General features: G+C 71.5%; 23 protein-coding genes. 15 read left to right on the top strand and 8 right to left on the bottom strand.

What is annotated here, in order from left to right; all coding sequences use genetic code 11:
- Positions 1 to 6: 6 nt before the first annotated feature.
- Positions 7 to 786 carry a GNAT family N-acetyltransferase gene (locus tag FHS44_RS34895; RefSeq protein ID WP_184723121.1) on the bottom strand — a complete coding sequence of 260 codons (780 nt, stop codon included), beginning with the start codon at positions 784 to 786 and terminating at the stop codon, positions 7 to 9.
- Positions 783 to 1,811 carry a dipeptidase gene (locus tag FHS44_RS34890; RefSeq protein WP_184723118.1) on the bottom strand — a complete coding sequence of 343 codons (1,029 nt, stop codon included), beginning with the start codon at positions 1,809 to 1,811 and terminating at the stop codon, positions 783 to 785. The genes FHS44_RS34895 and FHS44_RS34890 overlap by 4 nt, the downstream gene beginning before the upstream one ends.
- A 215-nt stretch (positions 1,812 to 2,026) precedes the next feature.
- On the opposite strand from FHS44_RS34890, the gene FHS44_RS34885 reads away from it, so the two are divergent.
- Both FHS44_RS34885 and murQ read left to right on the top strand, forming a co-directional pair.
- The gene (locus FHS44_RS34885) at positions 2,027 to 2,896 is read left to right on the top strand and encodes a GNAT family N-acetyltransferase (RefSeq protein WP_312863939.1); all 870 of its coding nucleotides are present in this window, start codon (positions 2,027 to 2,029) and stop codon (positions 2,894 to 2,896) included.
- Entirely contained in the window at positions 2,893 to 3,786 is an 894-nt protein-coding gene (gene murQ / locus FHS44_RS34880) for an N-acetylmuramic acid 6-phosphate etherase (protein WP_184723115.1), read from the top strand. The genes FHS44_RS34885 and murQ overlap by 4 nt, the downstream gene beginning before the upstream one ends.
- Positions 3,787 to 3,957: 171 nt before the next feature.
- Here murQ and FHS44_RS34875 read toward each other — a convergent pair whose 3' ends face one another.
- A complete protein-coding gene (locus FHS44_RS34875; RefSeq protein ID WP_184723112.1) occupies positions 3,958 to 5,091 on the bottom strand; it encodes an N-acetylglucosamine kinase in 1,134 nt (377 codons plus the stop codon).
- Positions 5,092 to 5,181: 90 nt separating this feature from the next.
- Here FHS44_RS34875 and FHS44_RS34870 point away from each other — a divergent pair, with 90 nt between their 5' ends.
- The 3 genes from FHS44_RS34870 (at position 5,182) to FHS44_RS34860 (ending at position 7,448) form a co-directional block, all read left to right on the top strand.
- Entirely contained in the window at positions 5,182 to 5,802 is a 621-nt protein-coding gene (locus FHS44_RS34870; protein WP_184723109.1) for an NAD(P)H-dependent oxidoreductase, read from the top strand.
- Positions 5,803 to 5,905: 103 nt separating this feature from the next.
- Positions 5,906 to 6,799, top strand: coding sequence for an LLM class F420-dependent oxidoreductase (locus FHS44_RS34865; protein ID WP_184723106.1), 894 nt, complete (start codon positions 5,906 to 5,908; stop codon positions 6,797 to 6,799).
- A 139-nt stretch (positions 6,800 to 6,938) separates the two neighbouring features.
- Positions 6,939 to 7,448, top strand: coding sequence for a hypothetical protein (locus FHS44_RS34860; protein WP_184723103.1), 510 nt, complete (start codon positions 6,939 to 6,941; stop codon positions 7,446 to 7,448).
- Between the two features lie 42 nt (positions 7,449 to 7,490).
- On the opposite strand, the gene pgm is transcribed toward FHS44_RS34860, so the two are convergent.
- The 3 genes from pgm to FHS44_RS34845 form a co-directional block, all read right to left on the bottom strand.
- The gene (gene pgm / locus FHS44_RS34855) at positions 7,491 to 9,128 is read right to left on the bottom strand and encodes a phosphoglucomutase (alpha-D-glucose-1,6-bisphosphate-dependent) (RefSeq protein ID WP_184723100.1); all 1,638 of its coding nucleotides are present in this window, start codon (positions 9,126 to 9,128) and stop codon (positions 7,491 to 7,493) included.
- A 74-nt stretch (positions 9,129 to 9,202) separates the two neighbouring features.
- On the bottom strand, positions 9,203 to 9,931 hold the full coding sequence (locus tag FHS44_RS34850) for a maleylpyruvate isomerase family mycothiol-dependent enzyme (protein WP_184723097.1): 729 nt from the start codon (positions 9,929 to 9,931) through the stop codon (positions 9,203 to 9,205).
- 234 nt (positions 9,932 to 10,165) lie between these two features.
- Entirely contained in the window at positions 10,166 to 10,354 is a 189-nt protein-coding gene (locus FHS44_RS34845; protein WP_184723094.1) for a hypothetical protein, read from the bottom strand.
- 17 nt (positions 10,355 to 10,371) lie between these two features.
- On the opposite strand from FHS44_RS34845, the gene FHS44_RS34840 reads away from it, so the two are divergent.
- Both FHS44_RS34840 and FHS44_RS34835 read left to right on the top strand, forming a co-directional pair.
- Positions 10,372 to 11,025 carry a hypothetical protein gene (locus FHS44_RS34840; RefSeq protein ID WP_184723091.1) on the top strand — a complete coding sequence of 218 codons (654 nt, stop codon included), beginning with the start codon at positions 10,372 to 10,374 and terminating at the stop codon, positions 11,023 to 11,025.
- A gap of 235 nt (positions 11,026 to 11,260) precedes the next feature.
- A complete protein-coding gene (locus FHS44_RS34835; RefSeq protein ID WP_312863938.1) occupies positions 11,261 to 11,938 on the top strand; it encodes a fasciclin domain-containing protein in 678 nt (225 codons plus the stop codon).
- An 80-nt stretch (positions 11,939 to 12,018) separates the two neighbouring features.
- Here the strand turns inward: FHS44_RS34835 and FHS44_RS34830 are convergent, their stop codons facing one another.
- Positions 12,019 to 12,837, bottom strand: a complete 819-nt coding sequence (locus FHS44_RS34830) for an SAM-dependent methyltransferase (protein ID WP_184723085.1) — start codon at positions 12,835 to 12,837, stop codon at positions 12,019 to 12,021.
- 165 nt (positions 12,838 to 13,002) lie between these two features.
- Complete coding sequence (locus FHS44_RS34825; protein WP_184723082.1) at positions 13,003 to 13,494, bottom strand: ATP-binding protein; 492 nt, start codon at positions 13,492 to 13,494, stop codon at positions 13,003 to 13,005.
- Between the two features lie 243 nt (positions 13,495 to 13,737).
- Here FHS44_RS34825 and FHS44_RS34820 point away from each other — a divergent pair, with 243 nt between their 5' ends.
- The 8 genes from FHS44_RS34820 (at position 13,738) to FHS44_RS34785 (ending at position 20,076) form a co-directional block, all read left to right on the top strand.
- Positions 13,738 to 13,983, top strand: coding sequence for a DUF397 domain-containing protein (locus FHS44_RS34820; protein ID WP_184723079.1), 246 nt, complete (start codon positions 13,738 to 13,740; stop codon positions 13,981 to 13,983).
- A gap of 109 nt (positions 13,984 to 14,092) precedes the next feature.
- On the top strand, positions 14,093 to 14,998 hold the full coding sequence (locus FHS44_RS34815) for a Sco1979 family transcriptional regulator (protein ID WP_184723076.1): 906 nt from the start codon (positions 14,093 to 14,095) through the stop codon (positions 14,996 to 14,998).
- Positions 14,999 to 15,064: 66 nt separating this feature from the next.
- The gene (locus tag FHS44_RS34810) at positions 15,065 to 16,603 is read left to right on the top strand and encodes an SDR family oxidoreductase (RefSeq protein WP_184723073.1); all 1,539 of its coding nucleotides are present in this window, start codon (positions 15,065 to 15,067) and stop codon (positions 16,601 to 16,603) included.
- A 19-nt stretch (positions 16,604 to 16,622) separates the two neighbouring features.
- Entirely contained in the window at positions 16,623 to 17,183 is a 561-nt protein-coding gene (locus FHS44_RS34805) for a DJ-1/PfpI family protein (RefSeq protein WP_184723070.1), read from the top strand.
- Positions 17,184 to 17,390: 207 nt separating this feature from the next.
- Positions 17,391 to 18,008, top strand: a complete 618-nt coding sequence (locus tag FHS44_RS34800; protein WP_312863937.1) for a D-sedoheptulose-7-phosphate isomerase — start codon at positions 17,391 to 17,393, stop codon at positions 18,006 to 18,008.
- A complete protein-coding gene (locus FHS44_RS34795; RefSeq protein WP_184723067.1) occupies positions 18,005 to 18,226 on the top strand; it encodes a HypC/HybG/HupF family hydrogenase formation chaperone in 222 nt (73 codons plus the stop codon). The genes FHS44_RS34800 and FHS44_RS34795 overlap by 4 nt, the downstream gene beginning before the upstream one ends.
- On the top strand, positions 18,223 to 18,951 hold the full coding sequence (locus tag FHS44_RS34790) for a D-sedoheptulose-7-phosphate isomerase (protein ID WP_184723064.1): 729 nt from the start codon (positions 18,223 to 18,225) through the stop codon (positions 18,949 to 18,951). The genes FHS44_RS34795 and FHS44_RS34790 overlap by 4 nt, the downstream gene beginning before the upstream one ends.
- 51 nt (positions 18,952 to 19,002) lie before the next feature.
- Complete coding sequence (locus FHS44_RS34785; protein ID WP_184723061.1) at positions 19,003 to 20,076, top strand: NADH-quinone oxidoreductase subunit B family protein; 1,074 nt, start codon at positions 19,003 to 19,005, stop codon at positions 20,074 to 20,076.
- Positions 20,077 to 20,099: the final 23 nt, after the last annotated feature.

Here is a 20,099-nt window from a genome sequence, read left to right as displayed (position 1 = left end):
GCGAGGTCAGTCGGGAAGCTGGACGACGTAACTGCTCTTGCGGTGGAAGCCGACGACCCGGGCGTCCCGCGCCATCAGGCCGCCGAGGACCTCGCGCAGCGCCTGCCGCCAGGCGCGCGCCGCCCCCGGGTCGGTACGGCGCAGGCCCTCGATGTCGGCGGGCAGGTCGATCAGCACGACCTTCCCGTCCGTACGGCCCGGCACCGGCAGCCCGTCCCGGTCGCGCAGCCCGACCACGGCGTCCGCGGGGACGTCCACGAGGTACGGCGCGCCCGCCGCGGCGGCGGCGACATGCGGGGCGGTCAACGGCCACGTCGCCAGGACACGGTCCGACTCGTCCCCGGCGTTGATCGCGTCCCCCATGACGCCGTAGAAGGACGGCAGGTACTCGGTGGGGAAGGCGCCGAGCTTGGCCAGGTTGAAGTGGGCGTTGCGGCGCACGAGGGGGTCGTAGGTCCACGTCACGGTGTCCAGGCCACGCTCCAGGGCCCAGGCGCGCTGGTGCCGCTTGAGGGCGAAGCCGACACCGTTGGCCACGGTCGTCCCGGTGATGTGGGAGTGCAGCGCCCGCCCGACGGGGGCGGCCAGGAAGCCGACGGAGGCCCCGACCATGCGCCCGTCCAGGTAGGCCCCGGTGAGGTAGTTGCCCGCGTGCGACAGCGCCCGCATCAGCTCGACGCTGATCGGCGCGCTGCCCGGCTCGGCCCGCCAGATCTCGCCGAGCAGCCGGTAGACCTCCGCCAGCTCCTCGATGCGGTGCAGCTCGCGGATCCTGACCCCGGTCATCGCAGTTCCTTCTGGAGGAGGCGGTGCACGTTGCCGCCCAGGATCTTGAGGATGTCATCCTCGGACAGCCCGCGCCGCAGGAGCGCCTCGGTGACCAGCGGCAGACCGGCGGGTCCTGCCAGCCCGGGGAGGGTGGCGGTGGCGTCGAGTCCTTCCGGGGCGGCGTCCTCGCAGCAGGGTGGGGTGGTGTCGTGGAGGACTTCGCGGACGAAGTCGGGGCCGAGGCCGACGTGGTCGATGCCGGCTACGCCGGCGATGTGGGTGATGTGGTCGACGAGGCGGTCGAGGGTGTAGTCGTCGGGGTGCTCGGCCAGGAAGGGGGGGAAGAAGTTGACGCAGATGAGGCCGCCGGTGGCGGCGATGGCGCGCAGGTGGTCGTCGGGGAGGTTGCGGTGGTGGTCGCGCAGGGCGCGGGCGCTGGAGTGGGTGGCGATGAGGGGGCGGGTGGTCAGTTCCAGCACGTGGTCGACGCCGGTGGCGCTGAGGTGGGAGACGTCGAAGAGGATGCCCAGGCGTTGCATCTGGTGCAGGGTTTCGACGCCTGCGGTGGTGAGGCGGCTGGCGGTGGCGTCTTCGCCGCTGCCGTCGGCCAGGGGGGTGCGGCCCCAGTGGGCGATGGAGGCGATGCGCACGCCCAGGCGGTGCAGGGTGGGGAGGAGTTCGACGTTGGTGTCGAGGCCGGGGGCGCTTTCCAACGCCAGGACGAGGGCGATCTTCCCTTCGGCCAGGGTGTGGTCGATCTGGGGGCCGTCGAGGCAGAGGTGGACGTGGTCGGGGTTGCCTTCGGCGAGGGTGTGGGCGCATTCGATCATGCGGAGGGTTTCGCGCAGGGCGCCTTCTGGGCGGTGGCGGTCGTCGATGAAGACGGGCAGGACCTGGATGTTGACGCCGCCGTCGTGGAGTTGGGGGAGCCAGCGTTCGCGGAAGAAGGAGGCCCACCGGTGGGGTGGCCGCGCGGTGACCGCCATCAGCAGGTCGTTGTGGGTATCCGCGACGACGGCGCGGTGATGTAGATCAGCGGACACGAGCCAGCCCTTCGATGCGTGGTTATCGCGACGGTATGACAGGTCGGGGTCAGCGGAATTCGTCAGGTTTACCGAAGAGCGGAGGGTTGTTCGTGCGTCCGGACAGGAACGCGCGGACCTCTCCGTATGGCCGGACAGGGCCGGTCCTTATGATCGACGCAGGTCACCCGCCTCGAAGACTTCAACGGGCGCGGGGCGAGACGGGGGAGGGGCCGGTGAGGATCAGGGAGATGACCGCGGCGGACGCGGTGGCCGTCGGCCAGGTCGCGCGGGCCGCGCTCACGCTGGACACGCGGGAGGCGCCCCTGCTCGTCGCCCGGCTGCTGAGGCCGCCACGGGAACGCCGGTGGACGGCGCTGGTGACCGACGACCTCACCGGGGTGCTGCTCGCCTCGATGGCCCAGGCCGCTCCCCATGGGCACATCGACCTGCTGGCCGTCACCCCCGAGGCCACGGGACAGGGCAGGGGCAGGGCGCTGGTCGAGGCGGCGGAGGAGTGGATGCGCGGCCTGGGCGCCACCGAGGCGAGGTTCGCGGGCAACCCGCCCTGCTACGCCTGGCCAGGCGTCGACGTGCGCTACACCCCCGCCGCCTGCCTGGCCGAGCGCCTCGGCTACGAGTGGTACGGCACCGCCTGGAACATGACGGCCGACCTCACCGGGGACCTGTCTGTCGAGATCGACCTCGCCCGCCTGGACAGGGTGGGCGTCGCCGTACAAAAAGCCACGCGGAAGGACATCGGCGCCGTGGCCGCCTTCGTCGAGACGCACTGGGGCGGCGACTGGGCCTGGGAGACGGAACAGGCGAGCGGCTGCCACTACGCCTCCCGCGACGGGAAGATCATCGGCTTCGCCGCGTGGGGCACCAGGCCCGCCTGGTTCGGCCCCACCGGGGTGGCCGAGGCGGCGAGAGGGCTCGGCGTCGGCCAGGTGCTGCTGCGCCGCTGCCTGGCCGAGCAGCGGGACTCGGGCCTGACCGAGGCGCAGATCTCCTGGGTCGGGCCGCTGCGCTTCTACTCAAGGGCGGTCGGCGCGCGTGCCGAACGCGTCTTCTGGCTCTACCGCAGGAAACTGGGGCACTCGTGACCGGCGAACCGGCGACCGAGCGGCGCGACCCCCGCTACGGCCGGATCGACCGGCTGACCAGCGAGGAACTCGCCCGGCTGATGAACGCCGCCGACGCCACCGTGCCCGCCGCGGTCGCCGGGGCGATTCCGGCGATCTCCACGGCGATCGACGCGATCGTCACCAGGATGCGGGCCGGAGGCCGCCTGATCTACGTCGGCGCGGGCACCTCGGGCAGGCTCGCCGTACTGGACGCCGCCGAGTGCCCGCCGACCTTCGGCACCGACCCCGAACTGGTCCAGGGCGTCATCGCGGGCGGCGAACCCGCGCTGCGCCGCGCCGTCGAGGGCGCGGAGGACGACACCCGGGCCGGAACCGCGGCGATCACGGACAGAGAGGTCGGCGAACTGGACGCCGTGGTCGGCGTCTCGGCGGGCGGCGGCGCCCCGTTCGTCCTGGCCGCGCTCACCGAGGCGGGCCGCAGGGGCGCCCTGACCGTCGCGCTGACCTGCAACCCGGGCACCCCGCTCTCCCGGGCCGCGTCGCACCCCATAGAGGTGGTCGTCGGCCCCGAGGTGGTCGCGGGCTCGACCAGGCTCAGGGCGGGAACCGCGCAGAAGCTGGTCCTCAACATGATCTCCACGATCACGATGGTCAGGCTCGGCCGCACCCACGGCGGCGCCATGGTGGAGATGCCGGTGACGAACGCCAAACTCGCGGAGCGGGCGGTCCGGATGGTCGCCGACCTCACCGGCGTGAGCCGGGAGACGGCCCACGCCACGCTTGAGGCGGCCGGATGGCGGGTGAAGCCCGCGATCCTGATGGCCGAACGCGCCCTCACCCCCGACGAGGCGGACACCCTGCTGCAACACCACGGCGGCGACCTGGAAGCGGCCCGCGAGTTTCCCTAGCGGTTCCCCTCCGAGGCTCCTCTGACGGCGTTCCGGTGGTTTTCCCAACGGGGATTTCCTTGGCGGTCTCCACGGCTTTTCCCGCCGCCTCGTCGGCGATCTTCGACGGCCTTCCCGGTGGGTCTTCTCCTGGCCTCTTCGCCGGTTCTCCCGGCGAGGAAGCCGGGCGGGCTAGGCGGTCTCCTCGGTGGTTCTCCCGGCCGGGGGACCCTCGGTGAGCAGGCGGAGGTGGGCCGCTTCCGCGGTGCCGGGGGACAGGGTGCGCAGGGCGAGCGCCGCCGCTCCCGCCGCGCCGTCACGGGTGGTGAGCACCGGACCCGGCAGCAGCGCGCGGACCCGCCCGGCCAGCAGGGTCGGGCCGGTGAGCAGTGAGCCCGCGACCACCAGCGGTCCCGCCCCCGGGCCGAGCGCCAGGACGGTCTCGGTCAGCCGGAAGGCCGCCTTGTCGAGAATGCCCGACGCCGTCGCGTCCCCCGCCCGCGCGGCGTCCTCGACCACCGGCGCGAGCCGCGCGAGCCAGCCGGGCCCCTCCCGCGCCACCCCGGCCTCGACCACGCCCACCAGCCACCCGATCGACACATCGCCCCCAGCGGCCCCAACCGACATGCCGTCCCGCGCCGCCCTGACCGGCATACCGCCCGCCCCGGTCCCAGCCGACACGCCGCCCTTCACAGCCCCAGCCGACACGCCGTCCTTCAAGACCCTGACCGGCGTGCCGCCCGTCCCGGCCTCGACCGGGGTGCTGTCCCTGGAGACCCGCCCGAGGACCGCCTCACGGAGCGCGGTCGGTCCCGCTCGGCCGTCGAGGCAGGCCAGCACGGCCCGTACGGCCCGCAGCCCGATCCACGTCCCCGACCCCTCGTCGCCCAGCAGCCAGCCGTACCCGTCGGCCCAGCGCGTCACCCGCCTGTCCTCGATCCGTACGGCCGTCGCCCCCGTCCCCGCGACCAGGACCGTCCCCGAGGGCTCCCCGGTCGCCCCGGCGAAGGCGGCGAGCGTGTCGGGGACGACCCGGGGCCGCCCGGCCAGGCCGACGGCCCGCCACGCGGAGTCCGCGACCGCCGTGGCCCGCTCGGGCGCGGAGCGCGCACCGGCCAGGGCGAGGACCCCGCCGACGACCCGCGCCGGGTCCAGGCCGTCGAGCGCGGTCCGCAGGGCGGTGCCCAGGCTCAGCGCCGGATCGGGGGAGGACAGGGCGTTGGCCGCCCCGCCGTACCCGCGTCCCGTGATCTCACCCGACAGGGTGGCCACCACGCAGCGGGTGCCCGTCCCGCCACCGTCGAGCCCGACGACCAGCGCCGTCATCCTGACCCTCCTTCGTGAGCCCCTTCCCAACGCCGGGGTGCCCGCGACGCGGGCGGGGAAATCGTTCTCCCCGTGAATTCCGGTGCGCGCGTGACGTTCGTGATCCCGTTCTCCGGGCAGGCGCCGGATGTGGCTGGGTACGAGGCGGAGGCGAGGATGGAGATGGAGACCGGGGCGCGGATCGTCACGATCGCGGGCAGTCTGCACCGGGAGGCGTACGTCCACAGACTGCTCAGGGCGGTGACGCGGGAGCTGCCCGAGGGCGCCGTCGCCGAGGCCTGGGACGGGCTCGGCGGGGTGACGCCGCTGTCGGAGGGCCCGCCGCCACGGGAGATCGACCGGCTCTGTCACGCGCTCTCCGACGCGGACGGCGCGCTGATCACCGCGCCCGCGCACAGCGTCATGCCGGTGCAGTTGCGTCAGGCGCTCGGCTGGGTCTCCTCGGGACGCGGGGGAGCGGTCCTGGTGGGCAAACCGGTAGTCGTGGTGACGGCCTGCCCGCGTCCGCACGAGGCGCTGTGGGCGCGGACCGAGCTGGGCCAGGCCCTGGCCTCGGCGGGCGCCTCGGTGCACGGCATCGACCTGATCCTGTCGGCCGGAGCGGGACGCCTCGACGCCGAGGGCAGGATCGACGACCCTGACCTGCGCGAACGGCTCCGCCCCGCGCTGAAGCGCCTGTGCGCCCCCTCCCTCGCGAGATCTCCGATCTGAACGTGGGATGATCGGGAGACCGTCGCTCCGCCGTACACGGACGACGGTCGGCGGGCCCGATCGTGGGTCCCGCGCGTTCCACGGGGTCGGATCGGAGAAGAACATGGGCATCGGCCAGGTCGGTGTGTGGCACCCGCTGTTCGGCAGGGGCGAGGTCGGAGCCGTGCGCAGGACGGCGAAGGCGATCGAGGCGCTGGGCTACGGCGCTCTCTGGTACGGCGAGGCGCCGGGGACCAGAGAGGTGTTCACCACCGCAGGGATCCTGCTGTCGGCGACGGAACGGGTGGCGGTCGGCACCGGCATCGCCAACATCTGGGTGCGCGACGCGACCGCCATGGCGGCCGGTGCCGAGGCATACGGCGAGGCCTACCCCGGCAGGTTCCTCCTGGGCATCGGCGTCAGCCACGCCCCCCTCGTCAACCGGCGGGGGCACGACTACACGCGCCCGCTGGCCGCGATGAGCGCCTACCTCGACGCGATGAACGCCGTGCAGGAGGAGCTGCCCTTCACCGCCGAGCCGCCCGCCCCCCGCCTGCTGGCCGCGCTGCGGCCCAGGATGCTCGAACTCGCCAGGGACAAGGCCGACGGCGCCCATCCGTACTTCGTGCCGCCGGAGCACACCGTGCTCGCCAGGAAGATCCTCGGCGAGGGCCCCCTGCTCGCCCCCGAGCAGGCCGTGGTCCTGGAGACCGACCCCACCGAGGCCAGGCGGATCGCCCGCGAGCACATGGCGGGCTACCTCCGGCTGCCCAACTACGTCAACAACCTGCTCCACCTCGGCTACGGCGAGGAGGACGTGGCCGACGGCGGCAGTGACCGTCTGGTCGACGCGATCGTGGCCTGGGGCGACGTGGAGACCGTCGCCGCGCGGATCAGGGCGCACCTGGACGCCGGGGCCGACCACGTCGCCATCCAGCCGCTCCCGGTCGACCTGGACGGCGCGGTGACCCAGCTCACCGAGCTGGCCCCCGCCCTGGGAGTACGGCCCGGCCTGTAGGACTGGGGAGCGGTAGTTTCCCGCAGCGCGACCCCGATGCGATCTGGATGAATGATCGCATTTCTTGAAAAAGGTTCGGTTCATGGCCGTGAGCTGGGAACAAACCGTGAGAGAGGTCGCGCGAAGGGGGAGCCTGCGGGTGGACGACCCTGATGAGGAACGGGCGCTGCGAGCCCTGGGGACGGCGCTCGACGCCAACGCGCCCGTGATCCGGCATCGGCTCAGGCGTTTCCCCGAGGGCACGCCGTTCCTGCGGCTGCGGCTTCCCGGGGCGAGCGACGCCGCGCTCTTCCTCGACGGGCGGCAGTGGATCTACCTGAGCGAGCCGGGGCGGGGCACGCCCGTCACCGAGTTCGCCGCGGGGCAGCTCGACGACGATCCCGAGGTCGTCGTCGAGCGCCTGATGTCGGTGATGGGGCGTTCGCGGGGCCGTGGCTGGACGCCGGGGCGCCTGCTGAGGGCCCTGGTGTTCGGGATCGGCGCCGCGGCGCTGGTCTGCGTGCTGAGCGGGCTGGTCATGGCGATCCTGGTCGGCGGAAGCGGCTACGTCTCCGAGGCCTCGACCAGGGGCGTCTACGTCCTGGCGGTGCTGTTCGGCCTGATCGCCGGGGTGTGGGTCGGCGTCCGCCGCTGGCGGCGCCTGCCCTGAGGGCGCCGGTGGCCGCCCCCGGGGTCGCCGGGGGCGGACCGCTCAGCCGAGCGTCTCGGAGACCAGGTTCCTGGCCGCGTCCTGGACCAGCGCGAGGTGCTCGGGCCCCTTGAAGGACTCGGCGTAGATCTTGTAGACGTCCTCGGTGCCCGAGGGCCTGGCGGCGAACCAGGCGCTCTCCGTCGAGACCTTGACGCCGCCGAGGGCGGCCCCGTTGCCCGGCGCCGAGGTGAGGACGTCGGTGATCGGCTCCCCGGCGAGCGTCTTCGCGGTCACCTGGTCGGCGGAGAGCTTGGCCAGCACCGCCTTCTGCTCCCTGGTCGCCGGGGCGTCCACCCTGGCGTAGGCCGGGTCGCCGAACCGGGACACCAGGTCGGCGTAGTGCTCGCTCGGCGAGCGGCCCGTCGTCGCGATGATCTCCGCGGCCAGCAGCGCCATGATCAGGCCGTCCTTGTCGGTGGTCCACACCGAGCCGTCACGGCGCAGGAACGACGCCCCGGCGCTCTCCTCACCGCCGAAGCCCAGCGAGCCGTCGAGCAGCCCGGGGACGAACCACTTGAACCCCACGGGCACCTCGTACAGCCGCCTGCCCAGGTCGGCGGTGACCCGGTCGATCATGCCGCTGCTCACCATGGTCTTGCCGACGCCCGCCTCGGCGGACCACCGCGGCCGGTGGGTGTACAGGTAGGAGATCGCCACGGCCAGGTAGTGGTTGGGGTTCATCAGGCCGCCGTCCGGGGTGACGACGCCGTGCCGGTCGGCGTCGGCGTCGTTGCCCGTGGAGACGTCGAAGGCGTTCCTGCCCTCGATGAGCGAGGCCATCGCGTACGGCGACGAGCAGTCCATCCGGATCTTGCCGTCCCAGTCCAGCGACATGAAACGCCAGGTCGGGTCGGTCAGCGGGTTGACCACCGTCAGGTCGAGGCGGTGCCGCTGGGCGATCTCCCCCCAGTAGGCCACGCTCGCCCCGCCCAGCGGGTCGGCGCCGATCCGCACCCCCGCCTCCCTGATCGCGTCGATGTCCAGCACGGAGGGCAGGTCGTCGACGTAGGCGGCCAGGAAGTCGTAGCGGCCCGTGGTGTCGGCGGCCAGTGCCCTGGCGTAGGGCAGCCGCCTGACCTCCTTCAGCCCGCCCGCGATCAGCGCGTTGGCCCGGTCCTGGATCCACGAGGTGGCGTCGGTGTCGGCGGGGCCGCCGTTGGGCGGGTTGTACTTGAAACCGCCGTCCGTCGGCGGGTTGTGCGAGGGCGTGACGACCACGCCGTCCGCGGTGCCCGCCGTACCCGACCGGTTGTGGGTCAGGATGGCGTGCGAGACGGCGGGGGTCGGGGTGTAGCCGTCCCGGCTGTCCACCAGGACCCGGACCCCGTTGGCCGCGAAGACCTCAAGCGCCGACACCCGCGCGGGTTCGGACAGCGCGTGACTGTCCGCGCCGAGGAACAACGGGCCGTCGATCCCCCGCGCCGCGCGGTACTCCACGATGGCCTGGCTGGTGGCCACGATGTGGTCCTCGTTGAAGGCCGCGTTCAGTGACGACCCGCGATGGCCCGAGGTGCCGAAGGACACCCGCTGGCCCGCCTCCCCGGGATCGGGGTGCAGCGCGTAGTAGGCGGTCACCAGGCGGGCCACGTCGACCAGGTCGGACGGCTGGGCCGGCTGCCCCGCGCGATCGTGCGTCATCGTCATCTCCTCATGTCATTTCTGGCAAACGCTTATTTACCCCGACAATGAGAGATGTCGCGCGGCAGGGGCCGTCACCGCCGCCAGGGAGGTGGCGTGGGCAGCGGCCCCGCGGGGGCGACCGTGAGCCCGGCGCCGTCGCTCCTGCCGATCAGCCAGGCGAGCAGAGCCCTGCTCTCGCCGGTCACCAGAGGTCCCGGGCCGAAGTCGTACCCGATCTCCCCGTCGGTCGTCGCGATCCGCATGCCGGGCATGTCGCTCCTGGCCGCCAGGTCGGCGACCACCCTGCGGCACTCGTCGGTGGCGAACCAGTCGGGCCAGTCGCCCGGCGTGTAGGCGGTGCCCAGGTCCACGTGGTGGATCTCCAGTTCCTGCAGCAGGCTGGAGACCGTCTCGTGCACGGGGCGCCCCGACTCGTCGGACCAGCGGACCGGACGGCCCCAGGCGGCCCTGGGATGGTCGCGGATCGCGGTCAGCACCTTCGCGAACGAGGTGCGCAGCCGTTCGAGGAGGTCGCCCGCGGGACCCCTGGCGTCCCTCTCGATCTGTTCCGCCCGGTCCCTCTCTCCCGGGTAGCGCGGAATGGGCAGGCCGGTGCGCGCGGCGACCAGCAGCCGGAAACGGGATTCGGCGCCCGCGGTGACGTGGGCTACCAGGTGTGCCCGGGACCACCCGGGCAGTCGTGACGGGGCACGCAGCTCGGCCTCGGGCAGGCCGGCGGCGTCCTCAAGCAACCTGTCGGCGCTCTCACGCAGGTACGGCAGGAGCGTGAGCGGCACCCCGTCGGTGATCTCCAGAGTCATGGTTCCCCGCTTCCCGCCGGGTACCTCTGGTGTCACGTCTTCCTCCACATCTCATCGGGGATCAGGCCGATTTCCGTCTACCCTCTCTCCTCGTCCGCGCCTGTGATGCCTTTATGAAGCGGTCGTGCACGGAAAAGTCATGATTTACGCCCTGGGCATGGCGGGCTGACGGCACCCACCCCATGAACCCGTGGGCAGGCGTCACCGGCGGTTCTCCCGCGGCCTTCAGACCGGTCAGGCCTGGTCCTCCGCGGGGACGCCGCCCTCGGCGTCGCCCGAGCCCTCGGCGAGGCGGGCACGGAGGCGGTCCCGGATCTCCTCGGGAGTGTATGCGCGCCGCCGTCGTTCGGCCCTGGCGATCACCACGCCGGTCGCCGCGACGCCCGCCACCCCGGCGAGACCAAGTATCTTCCACCACCGCATGTGCCTAGGCTACAAAAATGTCCGGCAAGAGCATCAGTCTTAATGAGGCGGTCGATCTGACCCGCACCGGCGACGTATGGCTGTTCCGCGGCCGCACGGTCCCGGACAGAGCCATTCAAACCGTGACGAACAGCCCGGTCAACCACGTCGGCATGTCCGTCGTCATCGACGACATGCCCCCGCTGATGTGGCACGCCGAACTCGGCCGGTCCCTGCCCGACCTGTGGTCGGGGACCAACCAGCGCGGGGTTCAGTTGCACGACCTGCGGGACGCGGTCGACGTCTGGGCCACCCGGTACGGCCAGCGCGCGTGGCTGCGTCAGCTCGAACCGCAGGTCACCAGGGAGATGGAGGACGCGCTGCTGCGCACGGTCGCCGTCCTGGACGGCACGCCGTTCCCCTCGACGGCCAGGCTCGCGGGCCGCTGGGCCCGGGGCAGGGTGCCGAGGATCTTCAAGCGGGGCGCCTCGCAGAGCGCGCTGGAGAGCGCCTACTGCGCCGAGGTCGTCGCCGTGACCTACGAGGCCATGGGGCTGCTGCCCGGGGGACGCAGGCCAAACTGGTACGACCCCGGACGTTTCTGGAGCGGGGACGACCTCAAACTCGCCGACGGCTTCCGGCTCGGCGGGGAGATCAGGGTGAACACCGGGGCGCCCGCCCGCCGCAGGTGACCGCTTTCGGAGACGATCTCCGGATTGTTCGGAATCTACGGGCTTATATTCCGCTCTGCGGAGGTGTGTCAGGTTTCTGTGACGATTGGCTGCCCATGGGAGATATGTAGTCAAGATTCACTCAGTGGGGCATTTGTCGCGAAATTAGAGGGCATTGATCTACGACAGAGCGATGAGGCATCGGGACCCGTCCGGTGGGCCCGGGCGGCCCATCCGTCCAATCAAGGAGATCAACGTGAAGACCTCTCTTCTCGCATCCGCTCTCGCCGCGGTGGCCCTGGCCGCCTTCCCGGTGGCCGCCCAGGCGAGCGCCACCGGGTCCGTCCTCACTTTCACCCCCGCGCCCGAACCGTCCGAGATGGTGCCCGGTGAGCCTTCCGAGGCTCCCTCCGAGGGTCCGTCCGAAGGACCTTCCGAGGGTCCCTCCGAGGGCGCCGCGGCCGTGCCCTTCGGACCCGGCTGCAGGAAGCTCCCCGAGACCGGTCCCGGCAGCCCCGTCGAGATCGCCAAGGAGAAGGTCGCGACCGCCGTCGAGCAGAGCCCCGAGCTCTCGCAGTTGGCCGAGGCCCTCAAGAAGTCCGAGCTGGTCGAGCAGCTGAACTCCGCCGACGGCGTCACGGTGTTCGCACCGACCAACGAGGCGTTCTCCGCGCTGTCGCAGGACGTCAAGGACAAGCTCAACTCCGACCCGGCCCAGCTCAAGAAGGTCCTCACCTACCACGTCGTCTCCGGCAAGGTGAAGCCCTCCGAGCTGCAGAGCGGGTCGCTTGAGACCCTTGAAGGCGGCAAGCTGACCGTCAAGCAGGAGAACGGGGAGTACACGGTCAACGACGCCAAGATCGTCTGCGGCAACCTGCCCACGGCGAACGCCGTGATCTACCTCGTGGACAAGGTGCTCGTCCCGCCGCAGTGACCGGCGACCGCACGGCTGAGGGGCATCCGCCGCCGGTGCCCCTCACCGGCCTGTCCGGGCACGGTACGGCCTTCGCCGCCCTAGGCGGCGGGTTTGCGGCCGACGCCGCCGACCGCCCACGTCCTGTCCGGGCCCCGGGTGCTGAGCGGGTTGTCCGGGCGCCAGTGGCGCAGGTGGACGAGACCGGGATCGACCAGATCGAGGCCGTCGAAGAAGCGCAGCACCTGGCCCCGGGTCCGCCGGGTGTCCTCGCTCCTGCCGAGGGCCCGCTGGTAGACGGCGACGATCGACGCCGCCACCTCGGGACGGGTGTCGAAGACCACGTGGGCGATGGCGACGTGACTTCCCGGCGCGAGCGAGTCGCGCAGCAGCGCCACGCTCTTGAAGGGGTCGTCCTCGTCGGGGGTGAACTGCAGCGCGTGCGGGATCAGCGCGGCCACGGGGGCGGCCGGGTCGATCAGGCGGCGCAGCCCGGGATCGGCGAGCACCTCGTCCGGCCTGAGGGCGTCACCTCTGACGACGGCGGTGCGGGGGTTCGTGGCGAGCAGCGCCCTGGCGTGGGAGAGCACGACCGGGTCGTCGGCCACGTAGACCACCCGGGCGCCGGGCAGCCGGGACTGGGCGACCTCGTGGGCGTTGCGGCGGGTGGGCAGCCCGGCCCCCAGCACGAGGAACTGGTCGATGCCCAGCTCGACGAGGTGGGCGACCGCGCGGGCGAAGAAGGCCTGCCGTTCCCTGGCCATCGTCCTGATCTCCGGGGCGACCGCCAGCACCTGTTCGGCGGCCCTGCGGTCGGCGGCGAAGTTGTCCTTGCCGCCGAGGAAGTAGTCGTTCATCCGCGCGACGTTCGGCACGCTCGTGTCCAGAGTCGCCGGGAACCGCCTGGCCGAGTCGCTCATGCGTCACCTCCTCGGTTGCCTGTGAGACTAAGGAATCGGGCCGTCCATTGATAGACGCCTCCTCCCCGGCAACGGAGAAAAGTGATAACTATTCAGTATTTATCGCGTGGTATTCGTTATTTGATGTACTTAAAGGGTGTTTTCGGGCACGTTCCCTCGCGAGGATCAGTAACAGGGCTCCAGGTGCCGTCCCTCCCTGGGGGGAAGGGCGAAGGCGGCCCACACGGCCTTGCCCTTGCTGGCCAGGGGAGCCCAGCCCCACGTCTGGCTGATTCCCTGGATCACCTGCAGTCCCCGGCCGCTCTCCGCCTCGTAGTCGGGCTCGCGCAGGCTCGGTCCCTGGTCGCTGGGGTCGGTGACCGCGCACAGCACCGCGCTCTCCGTGCAGCAGAGGATGACCCGGACCTCCTGCGGGCGGTGGGTGCCGACCACGCCGCGGATGCCGTGCCGTACGGCGTTGGTCACCAGTTCGGAGACGACCACGCCGGTGTCGTCGATGAGCGGGTCGAGCTGCCAGGCGCGCAGGGCGGTCGAGGTGAACTCCCTGGCGGTCCTGGCGGCGCAGGGATCGTGACGAAGGCTGCGCGCGGCCATCTGGAGATGGGCCGTCTGGCCGTCGCCGTCCGTCCACGGCGGCAGGCCGCTCGGGGGGAGCACGTGATCAAGCATTGACAACCACCGTTCCCACCCACCGATCTCTGTCCGGATGGATGTGGCTTGATGTCTTTGGCGAGCAGTCATCTGCGACCTTGGGGAGGCGTGGCGATCGCGTTGCGAGGGCAATCCGTCTAGTCATCTTGCACGGCGTGATGTGCATAGGCAAGTACAGATGCACGTGCATCTGCACAAAGCCGTATGATCGGACGAGAGTTTCCCTCCCTGGACAGGTGAGAGGCGAGGATGAGTCAGTTGCACAACGGCATGTCAGCGGCCCTGCTGGACGGAGTCGTCTGGCGCAAGAGCCGGTTCAGCAACCCCAGCGGCAACTGCGTTGAGCTGGCCGTACTTCCCGGCGGCGGGGTGGCGATCCGCAACTCGCGAGATCCCCTTGGCCCCGCCCTGATCTACACCTCCCGAGAACTCGGCGCCTTCGTCCGGGGAATCAAGGGAGGCGACTTCGACGACCTGCTCGCCACGGCCGACTGAAGAACAAAATTCTGGGTGGCCGGAAGGGCTTGACGGGGGTACCGTGAAGGCTCGCGATCGCCACAAAGAGTGGGCGGGGGCTCGCGTTCCGCGCTTGAAGGACTACCAGATGATCACACCTCACGCAGAGGGCGAGCCGGTCCCTCCGACCTCGATGGCCGTGCCGCGGGGTAGCTCGACGGTGCTCAGGATCGTGCTCGGTGCCCAGCTCCGCCGCCTGCGCGAGGAGCGCCACATCACCCTGGAGGCGGCAGGACGCGCCATCCGCGCCTCGCACTCCAAGGTCAGCCGCATGGAGCTCGGCAGGGTCAGCTTCCGCGTGAGGGACGTCGCCGACCTGCTCACCCTGTACGGCGTGACCGACCCCGACGACCGTCAGGCGCTGCTCGGTCTCGTCGAGCGGGCCAACGTGGCCGGGTGGTGGCACAACTACAACGACGTCCTGCCCTCGTGGTTCGAGACCTACGTCGGCCTTGAGGAGTCGGCTTCGGTCATCCGAAACTACGAGGTCCAGTTCGTGCCCGGCCTGCTGCAGACCGAGGACTACGCCAGGGCGGTCGTCCTGCTCGGCTACCCCAGCGCCTCCGAGGACGAGGTCGAGCGGCGCGTACGGCTGCGCATGGCGCGCCAGCGCATCCTGCATGCCCAGGACCCGCCCCACCTGTGGGCCGTGGTCGACGAGGCGGTGCTGCGCCGTCCCCTCGGCGGTCCCGAGGTGATGCGCGGCCAGATCGACCACATCCTGAACACGCTCGAACTGCCCAACGTCACCGTCCAGATCGTCCCGTTCAGCGTGGGCGGCCACGCCGCGGCGGGCGGGCCCTTCAGCATCCTGCGCTTCTCCCAGCCCGACCTGCCGGACGTGGTCTACATGGAGCAGCTCACCAGCGCGGTCTACCTCGAAAAACGCGACGACGTGGACAGCTACCTGGAGGTCATGGAGCGCCTGTGCATCGAGGCCGAGCCGGTCGGGCGCACCAGGGAGCTGCTCCTCGAACTCCGCGAGGAGCTGTAGTAAGGAGATAACCGGTACAGGGTCAAGGGACGCAACCGCGGATGCCCGCCGTACGAACATGGTGGGATGAAGTGCCTTGTCACCGGAGCTACCGGATACGTCGGCGGGCGGCTCGTGCCCGAACTGCTGGACGCGGGCCACGAGGTGCGCTGCATGGCGCGCTCGGCGGCCCGGCTGCGGGGCCACCCGTGGGCGGACCGGGTCGAGGTGGCCCAGGCCGACGCCACGGACGAGGAGAGCACGGCCAGGGCCCTTGAGGGCGTCGAGGTTGCCTACTACCTCATCCACGCCATGGGCGGGGGAAAGGACTTCGCCGACTCCGACCGCCGCGCCGCGAGCGCCTTCGCCTCCGCCGCCGCGCGGGCCGGGGTGCGCCGCGTCGTCTACCTCGGCGGGCTGACCCCGGAGCAGGGGCTCTCCCCGCACATGCGCTCCCGCGCCGAGGTGGAGCGGATCCTCCTCGACTCCCCGGTGCCCGCCGTGGTGCTGCGAGCGGCGGTGATCATCGGCTCGGGCTCGGTGTCGTTCGAGATGCTGCGCTACCTCACCGAGCGGCTGCCGGTGATGACGACGCCGAGCTGGGTGCGGACCAGGACGCAGCCCATCGCGATCCGGGACGTCCTGCGCTGTCTCGTGGGATGGGCGTCGGTCGGACAGGAGGTGAACCGCTCCTTCGACATCGGCGGCCCCGACGTGCTCACCTACGCCGACATGATGCGCGTCTACGCCTCCGTCGCCGGGCTGCCCCGCCGTCTCATCATCCCGGTGCCGCTGCTCAGCCCTGGCCTGTCCAGCCACTGGGTCGGGCTGGTCACCCCGGTCCCCGCGGGCATCGCCAGGCCCCTGGTCGAGTCGCTGCGCAACGAGACCGTCTGCCGCGAGCACGACATCGCCCGGTACGTCCCCGACCCGCCGGAGGGGCTCGTCGGCTTCGGCGACTCCGTCGCGCTCGCCCTGCGGCGGATCAGGGAGGCGAAGGTCGCCACCCGCTGGTCCTCGGCCTCGACGCCGGGCGCGCCGAGCGACCCGCTGCCGACCGACCCCGACTGGGCGGGCGGCAGCCTCTACGTGGACCGGCGGGCCCGCCGCGTCCGGGCCTCGCCCGAGGCGCTCTGGGCGGTGATCGAGTCGGTCGGCGGGGAGAACGGCTGGTACTCCCTGCCGGCCGCCTGGCGGGCCAGGGGCTTCCTCGACCGTCTCGTCGGCGGGGTCGGGCTGCGCCGGGGCCGCCGCGACCCGCGACACCTGCGCGTCGGCGACGCTGTCGACTTCTGGCGGGTCGAGGAGGTCGAGCCTGGACGGCTGCTGCGGCTGCGCGCGGAGATGCGCCTGCCCGGCCTGGCCTGGCTCGAACTCGGGGTGGGGCGGGTCGGGGAGGAGACCGTCTACCGTCAGCGGGCGATCTTCCACCCCCGGGGGCTGGCCGGTCACCTCTACTGGCGCTCCATCTCGCCCTTCCACAGCCTGATCTTCGGCAGGATGCCGCGCAACGTCGCCCTCGCCGCGGAACGCGGTGCGGTAGCCGTACGACGGAGAAGACCGGAGAGAGCCCGGTCGGGAAACGATTCCAGTGGGCACAACCGGCAGGACACCGTTTCCAGCTGAACACGGGAGGGGCCAGACCATGGCCAAGATCCTGCTCGTCACCGGCGACGCCGCGGAGGACCTGGAGGTCTTCTACCCCTACCAGCGCCTGCAGGAGGAGGGCTACGAGGTGACGGTCGCGGCGCCGAGCGCCAAGCGGCTGCAGTTCGTCGTGCACGACTTCGTCGAGGGCTTCGACACCTACACCGAGAAGCCGGGCCACACCTGGACGGCGGACGCGGCCTTCGCCGACGTGGATCCGAGGGAGTACGCCGCCCTGGTCATCCCCGGGGGTAGGGCGCCCGAGTACATCCGCTCCGACGCCGACCTCCAGCGGATCGTCAGGCACTTCGCCGAGGAGGGCAAGCCCGTCGCGGCGCTGTGTCACGGCCCGCTCGTGCTGGCCGCGGCCGGGGTGCTGAAGGGGCGATCGAGCAGCGCCTACCCCGCGTGCGCCACCGACGTCGAACTCGCGGGCGGCACCTGGGTGGACAGCGCCGCGCACATCGACCGCAACCTCGTCACCGGGCGCGCCTGGCCGGACCACCCGGCCTGGATGCGGGAGTTCGTGAAGATCCTCAGGGTCGAGGCGCCGCTCTGACAGGGCAGGTTCTCTTTCCGCTTCTTTCGCGGGAAAAACCTCCTGAGGTGTCCTTTCATGGGTTCTTCTGGGGATGTTGAGAGATATGTCAGGCATCCCGGGTTATCTTTGCGAAATCTCCAATTGTCGTTTTCTCTCGCGCAGGTCAGCCCGCCGTACGGTCATTAGGACAGGGATGACATCCGGCGCGAGGGGAGAGAACCGGTCGTGGACCAGACGGCTCTGGTGGCCCGTGCCCGGGAGGCGTTCGCGCGCCGGGTCGAGCCCGCCCTCGCGCTGACCGAGGAGGCGGGCCGGGTGGCCGCGGCCTGTCACGCCATGGCGGAGCGGTTCCACGACGGCGGCAGACTCGTCGTCTTCGGCAGCGGGGAGGCGGCGACCGACGCCCAGCACATCGCCGTCGAGTTCGTCCACCCGGTCATCGTCGGCAAACGCGCGCTTCCCGCCTTCTCCCTGACGAACGACGTCGCGACCATCACCGGCATCACCGCGGTCGCGGGGGCCGAGGAGGTCTTCGCCCACCAGCTCCGCCACCTGGCTACCCCACGCGACATGGCGCTCGGCGTCTCCGCCACGGGGAACTGCGCCGACGTGCTCAGGGCGCTGGAGACCGCGAGGGAACTCGGTCTGCTCACGCTGGCGCTGGTCGGCGGGGACGGCGGGGCGATCCGCGCGGGCGGGGTGGCCGACCACGTGCTCGCCGCCCGCTCCCACGACCCCAGGGTGGTCAAGGAGACGCACGTCACGATGTACCACGTCCTGTGGGAACTGGTGCACGTGTTCTTCGAGCGGCCCGGCGTGCTCACTCCCAAGGTGGTCACGTGAGCGGGCGGGAGCCGTGCCACGAGGAGGTCTGCCTGACCTGCTCGGACGAGGCGGTTCCGGTCCGGGTGGTGCGCCTGCTCGACGCGGGTCTCGCCGTCGCCGACACCGGGCGGGGCATGGAGGAGATCAGCGTCGCCCTGGTGGACGCCCAGGTTGGCGACGTCGTGCTCGTGCACGCCAGGGAGGCCATCGCCGTACTCAGAGGGGTGGACACATGAGCGTGCCCGACGCCCCCGACGCCCCTGACGCCTCTGTGGAGTCGCTGTACCCGTTCCTCTACGCGGGCCCGACGGACCTTGAGGCCGTGCTCGCCGCGGTGCGCCGCTCGACGGCGGAGAAGGCCGAGGAGATCGTCGCCCTGCGCCGGGAGGTGCTCGATCGCGACGGCGCCAGGATCGCCGCCTGCGCCCGGGTCCTGGCCGACGCCTTCGCCTCGGGGGCGCGGCTGTTCGCCTTCGGCAACGGCGGCAGCGCGACCGACGCGCAGGACGTGGCCGCCCTGTTCCTCAGCCCCGGCTTCCTGCCGGACGGCTCGGGGGGAGGGGCCACGGTGCCGCTGCCCGCCTTCGCCCTCACCGGGGACGTCGCGGTGGTGACGGCGCTGTCGAACGACGTCGGGTTCGAGGTCGTGTTCGCCCGCCAGCTCGCCGCCTCGGGACGCGCGGGGGACATCGCGCTCGGGCTCTCGACGAGCGGCAACTCACGCAACCTCGTCGCAGCCTTCGAGGAGGCGGGCAGGCGGGGGATGACCACGGTCGGGCTCGCGGGCTACGACGGTGGCCAGATGGCCGAGCTGGGCACCGTCGACGACCTGTTCGTGGTGCCCTCCAGCTCGGTGCACCGGATCCAGGAGGCACAGACCACCGTCTACCACGTGCTGTGGGAGCTCACCCAACACGCGCTCGTACGGCACGGCGCTCCGGCCGGGAGCGACTTCAGCTAACAGAGCACTCCTCCGACGGCGGGCAGGGGGCCCGCGAAGGTGGTGAGGCGCATGTCCACGCAGAGCGGCTCGAAAGAGACCACGGCGAAGACAACGGAAGAGCCGGTCGTCCACATTCTGTGGATCAACGCGGGCCTGAGCTGCGACGGCGACTCGGTCGCGCTGACCTCGGCGACCCAGCCGAGCATCGAGGAGATCGTGCTCGGCGCGCTGCCCGGCCTGCCCAAGGTCGAGGTGCACTGGCCGCTGATCGCCTTCGACTCCGGCCCGGAGCACGGGTCGGACTCGTTCATCGACTGGTTCTTCAAGGCGGAGCGGGGCGAACTCGACCCGTTCGTGCTGGTGGTCGAGGGCTCCATCCCCAACGAGCGGATCAAGCAGGAGGGCTACTGGTGCGGCTTCGGCAACAACCCGGAGACCGGGCAGCCGATGACGACGAGCGAGTGGCTCGACCGCCTCGCCCCGAAGGCGACAGCCGTACTGGCCGCGGGCACCTGTGCCACCTACGGCGGGATCCACGCCATGGAGGGCAACCCGACCGGCGCCATGGGGGTCGCCGACTATCTCGGCTGGGACTGGCGCTCCAAGGCCGGGCTGCCGATCGTGAACGTGCCGGGCTGCCCGGTCCAGCCGGACAACCTGTCCGAGACGATCGTCTACCTGCTCTACCAGGTCGCGGGGCAGGCCCCGATGATCCCGCTGGACGAGGCCCTGCGGCCGACCTGGCTGTTCGGCTACACCGTGCACGAGGGGTGCGACCGGGCGGGCTACTACGAGCAGGGGCAGTTCGCCACCGAGTACGGCTCGCCGCAGTGCCTGGTGAAGATCGGCTGCTGGGGTCCGGTCGTCAAGTGCAACGTGCCCAAACGAGGCTGGCTGAACGGGGTCGGCGGCTGCCCGAACGTGGGCGGCATCTGCATCGCCTGCACGATGCCGGGCTTCCCCGACAAGTTCATGCCGTTCATGGACGAGCCGCCGGGGGCGCTGGTCTCCTCGACGGTCAGCACCGCCTACGGCGGGGTGATCCGCAGACTGCGCGCCATCACCATCAAGACGGCGGACAAGGAACCGAAGTGGCGCAGGCGGGGGCGTGAGCTGCTGACCGGTTACCGGGCGCCCTGGTGAACGACACCTGGACGGCCAGCCCG

The sequence above is a fragment of the Streptosporangium saharense genome (genome assembly GCF_014203715.1).
Classification (GTDB): domain Bacteria; phylum Actinomycetota; class Actinomycetes; order Streptosporangiales; family Streptosporangiaceae; genus Streptosporangium; species Streptosporangium saharense.
The sequence above is the reverse complement of the archived record's forward strand: the minus strand, read 5'-3'. Positions and strand labels throughout refer to the sequence as shown.

Bases quoted from the DNA above. Each gene is read 5' to 3' on its own strand.
- FHS44_RS34875 (WP_184723112.1), bottom strand. From the start codon at position 5,091: ATGACGGCGCTGGTCGTCGGGCTCGACGGTGGCGGGACGGGCACCCGC.
- FHS44_RS34895 (WP_184723121.1), bottom strand. From the start codon at position 786: ATGACCGGGGTCAGGATCCGCGAGCTGCACCGCATCGAGGAGCTGGCG.
- pgm (WP_184723100.1), bottom strand. From the start codon at position 9,128: ATGACGCACGATCGCGCGGGGCAGCCGGCCCAGCCGTCCGACCTGGTC.
- FHS44_RS34810 (WP_184723073.1), top strand. From the start codon at position 15,065: ATGAAGTGCCTTGTCACCGGAGCTACCGGATACGTCGGCGGGCGGCTC.
- FHS44_RS34865 (WP_184723106.1), top strand. From the start codon at position 5,906: ATGGGCATCGGCCAGGTCGGTGTGTGGCACCCGCTGTTCGGCAGGGGC.
- FHS44_RS34815 (WP_184723076.1), top strand. From the start codon at position 14,093: ATGATCACACCTCACGCAGAGGGCGAGCCGGTCCCTCCGACCTCGATG.
- FHS44_RS34830 (WP_184723085.1), bottom strand. From the start codon at position 12,837: ATGAGCGACTCGGCCAGGCGGTTCCCGGCGACTCTGGACACGAGCGTG.
- FHS44_RS34805 (WP_184723070.1), top strand. From the start codon at position 16,623: ATGGCCAAGATCCTGCTCGTCACCGGCGACGCCGCGGAGGACCTGGAG.
- FHS44_RS34785 (WP_184723061.1), top strand. From the start codon at position 19,003: ATGTCCACGCAGAGCGGCTCGAAAGAGACCACGGCGAAGACAACGGAA.
- FHS44_RS34845 (WP_184723094.1), bottom strand. From the start codon at position 10,354: ATGCGGTGGTGGAAGATACTTGGTCTCGCCGGGGTGGCGGGCGTCGCG.
- FHS44_RS34850 (WP_184723097.1), bottom strand. From the start codon at position 9,931: ATGACTCTGGAGATCACCGACGGGGTGCCGCTCACGCTCCTGCCGTAC.
- FHS44_RS34790 (WP_184723064.1), top strand. From the start codon at position 18,223: ATGAGCGTGCCCGACGCCCCCGACGCCCCTGACGCCTCTGTGGAGTCG.
- FHS44_RS34840 (WP_184723091.1), top strand. From the start codon at position 10,372: ATGTCCGGCAAGAGCATCAGTCTTAATGAGGCGGTCGATCTGACCCGC.
- FHS44_RS34820 (WP_184723079.1), top strand. From the start codon at position 13,738: ATGAGTCAGTTGCACAACGGCATGTCAGCGGCCCTGCTGGACGGAGTC.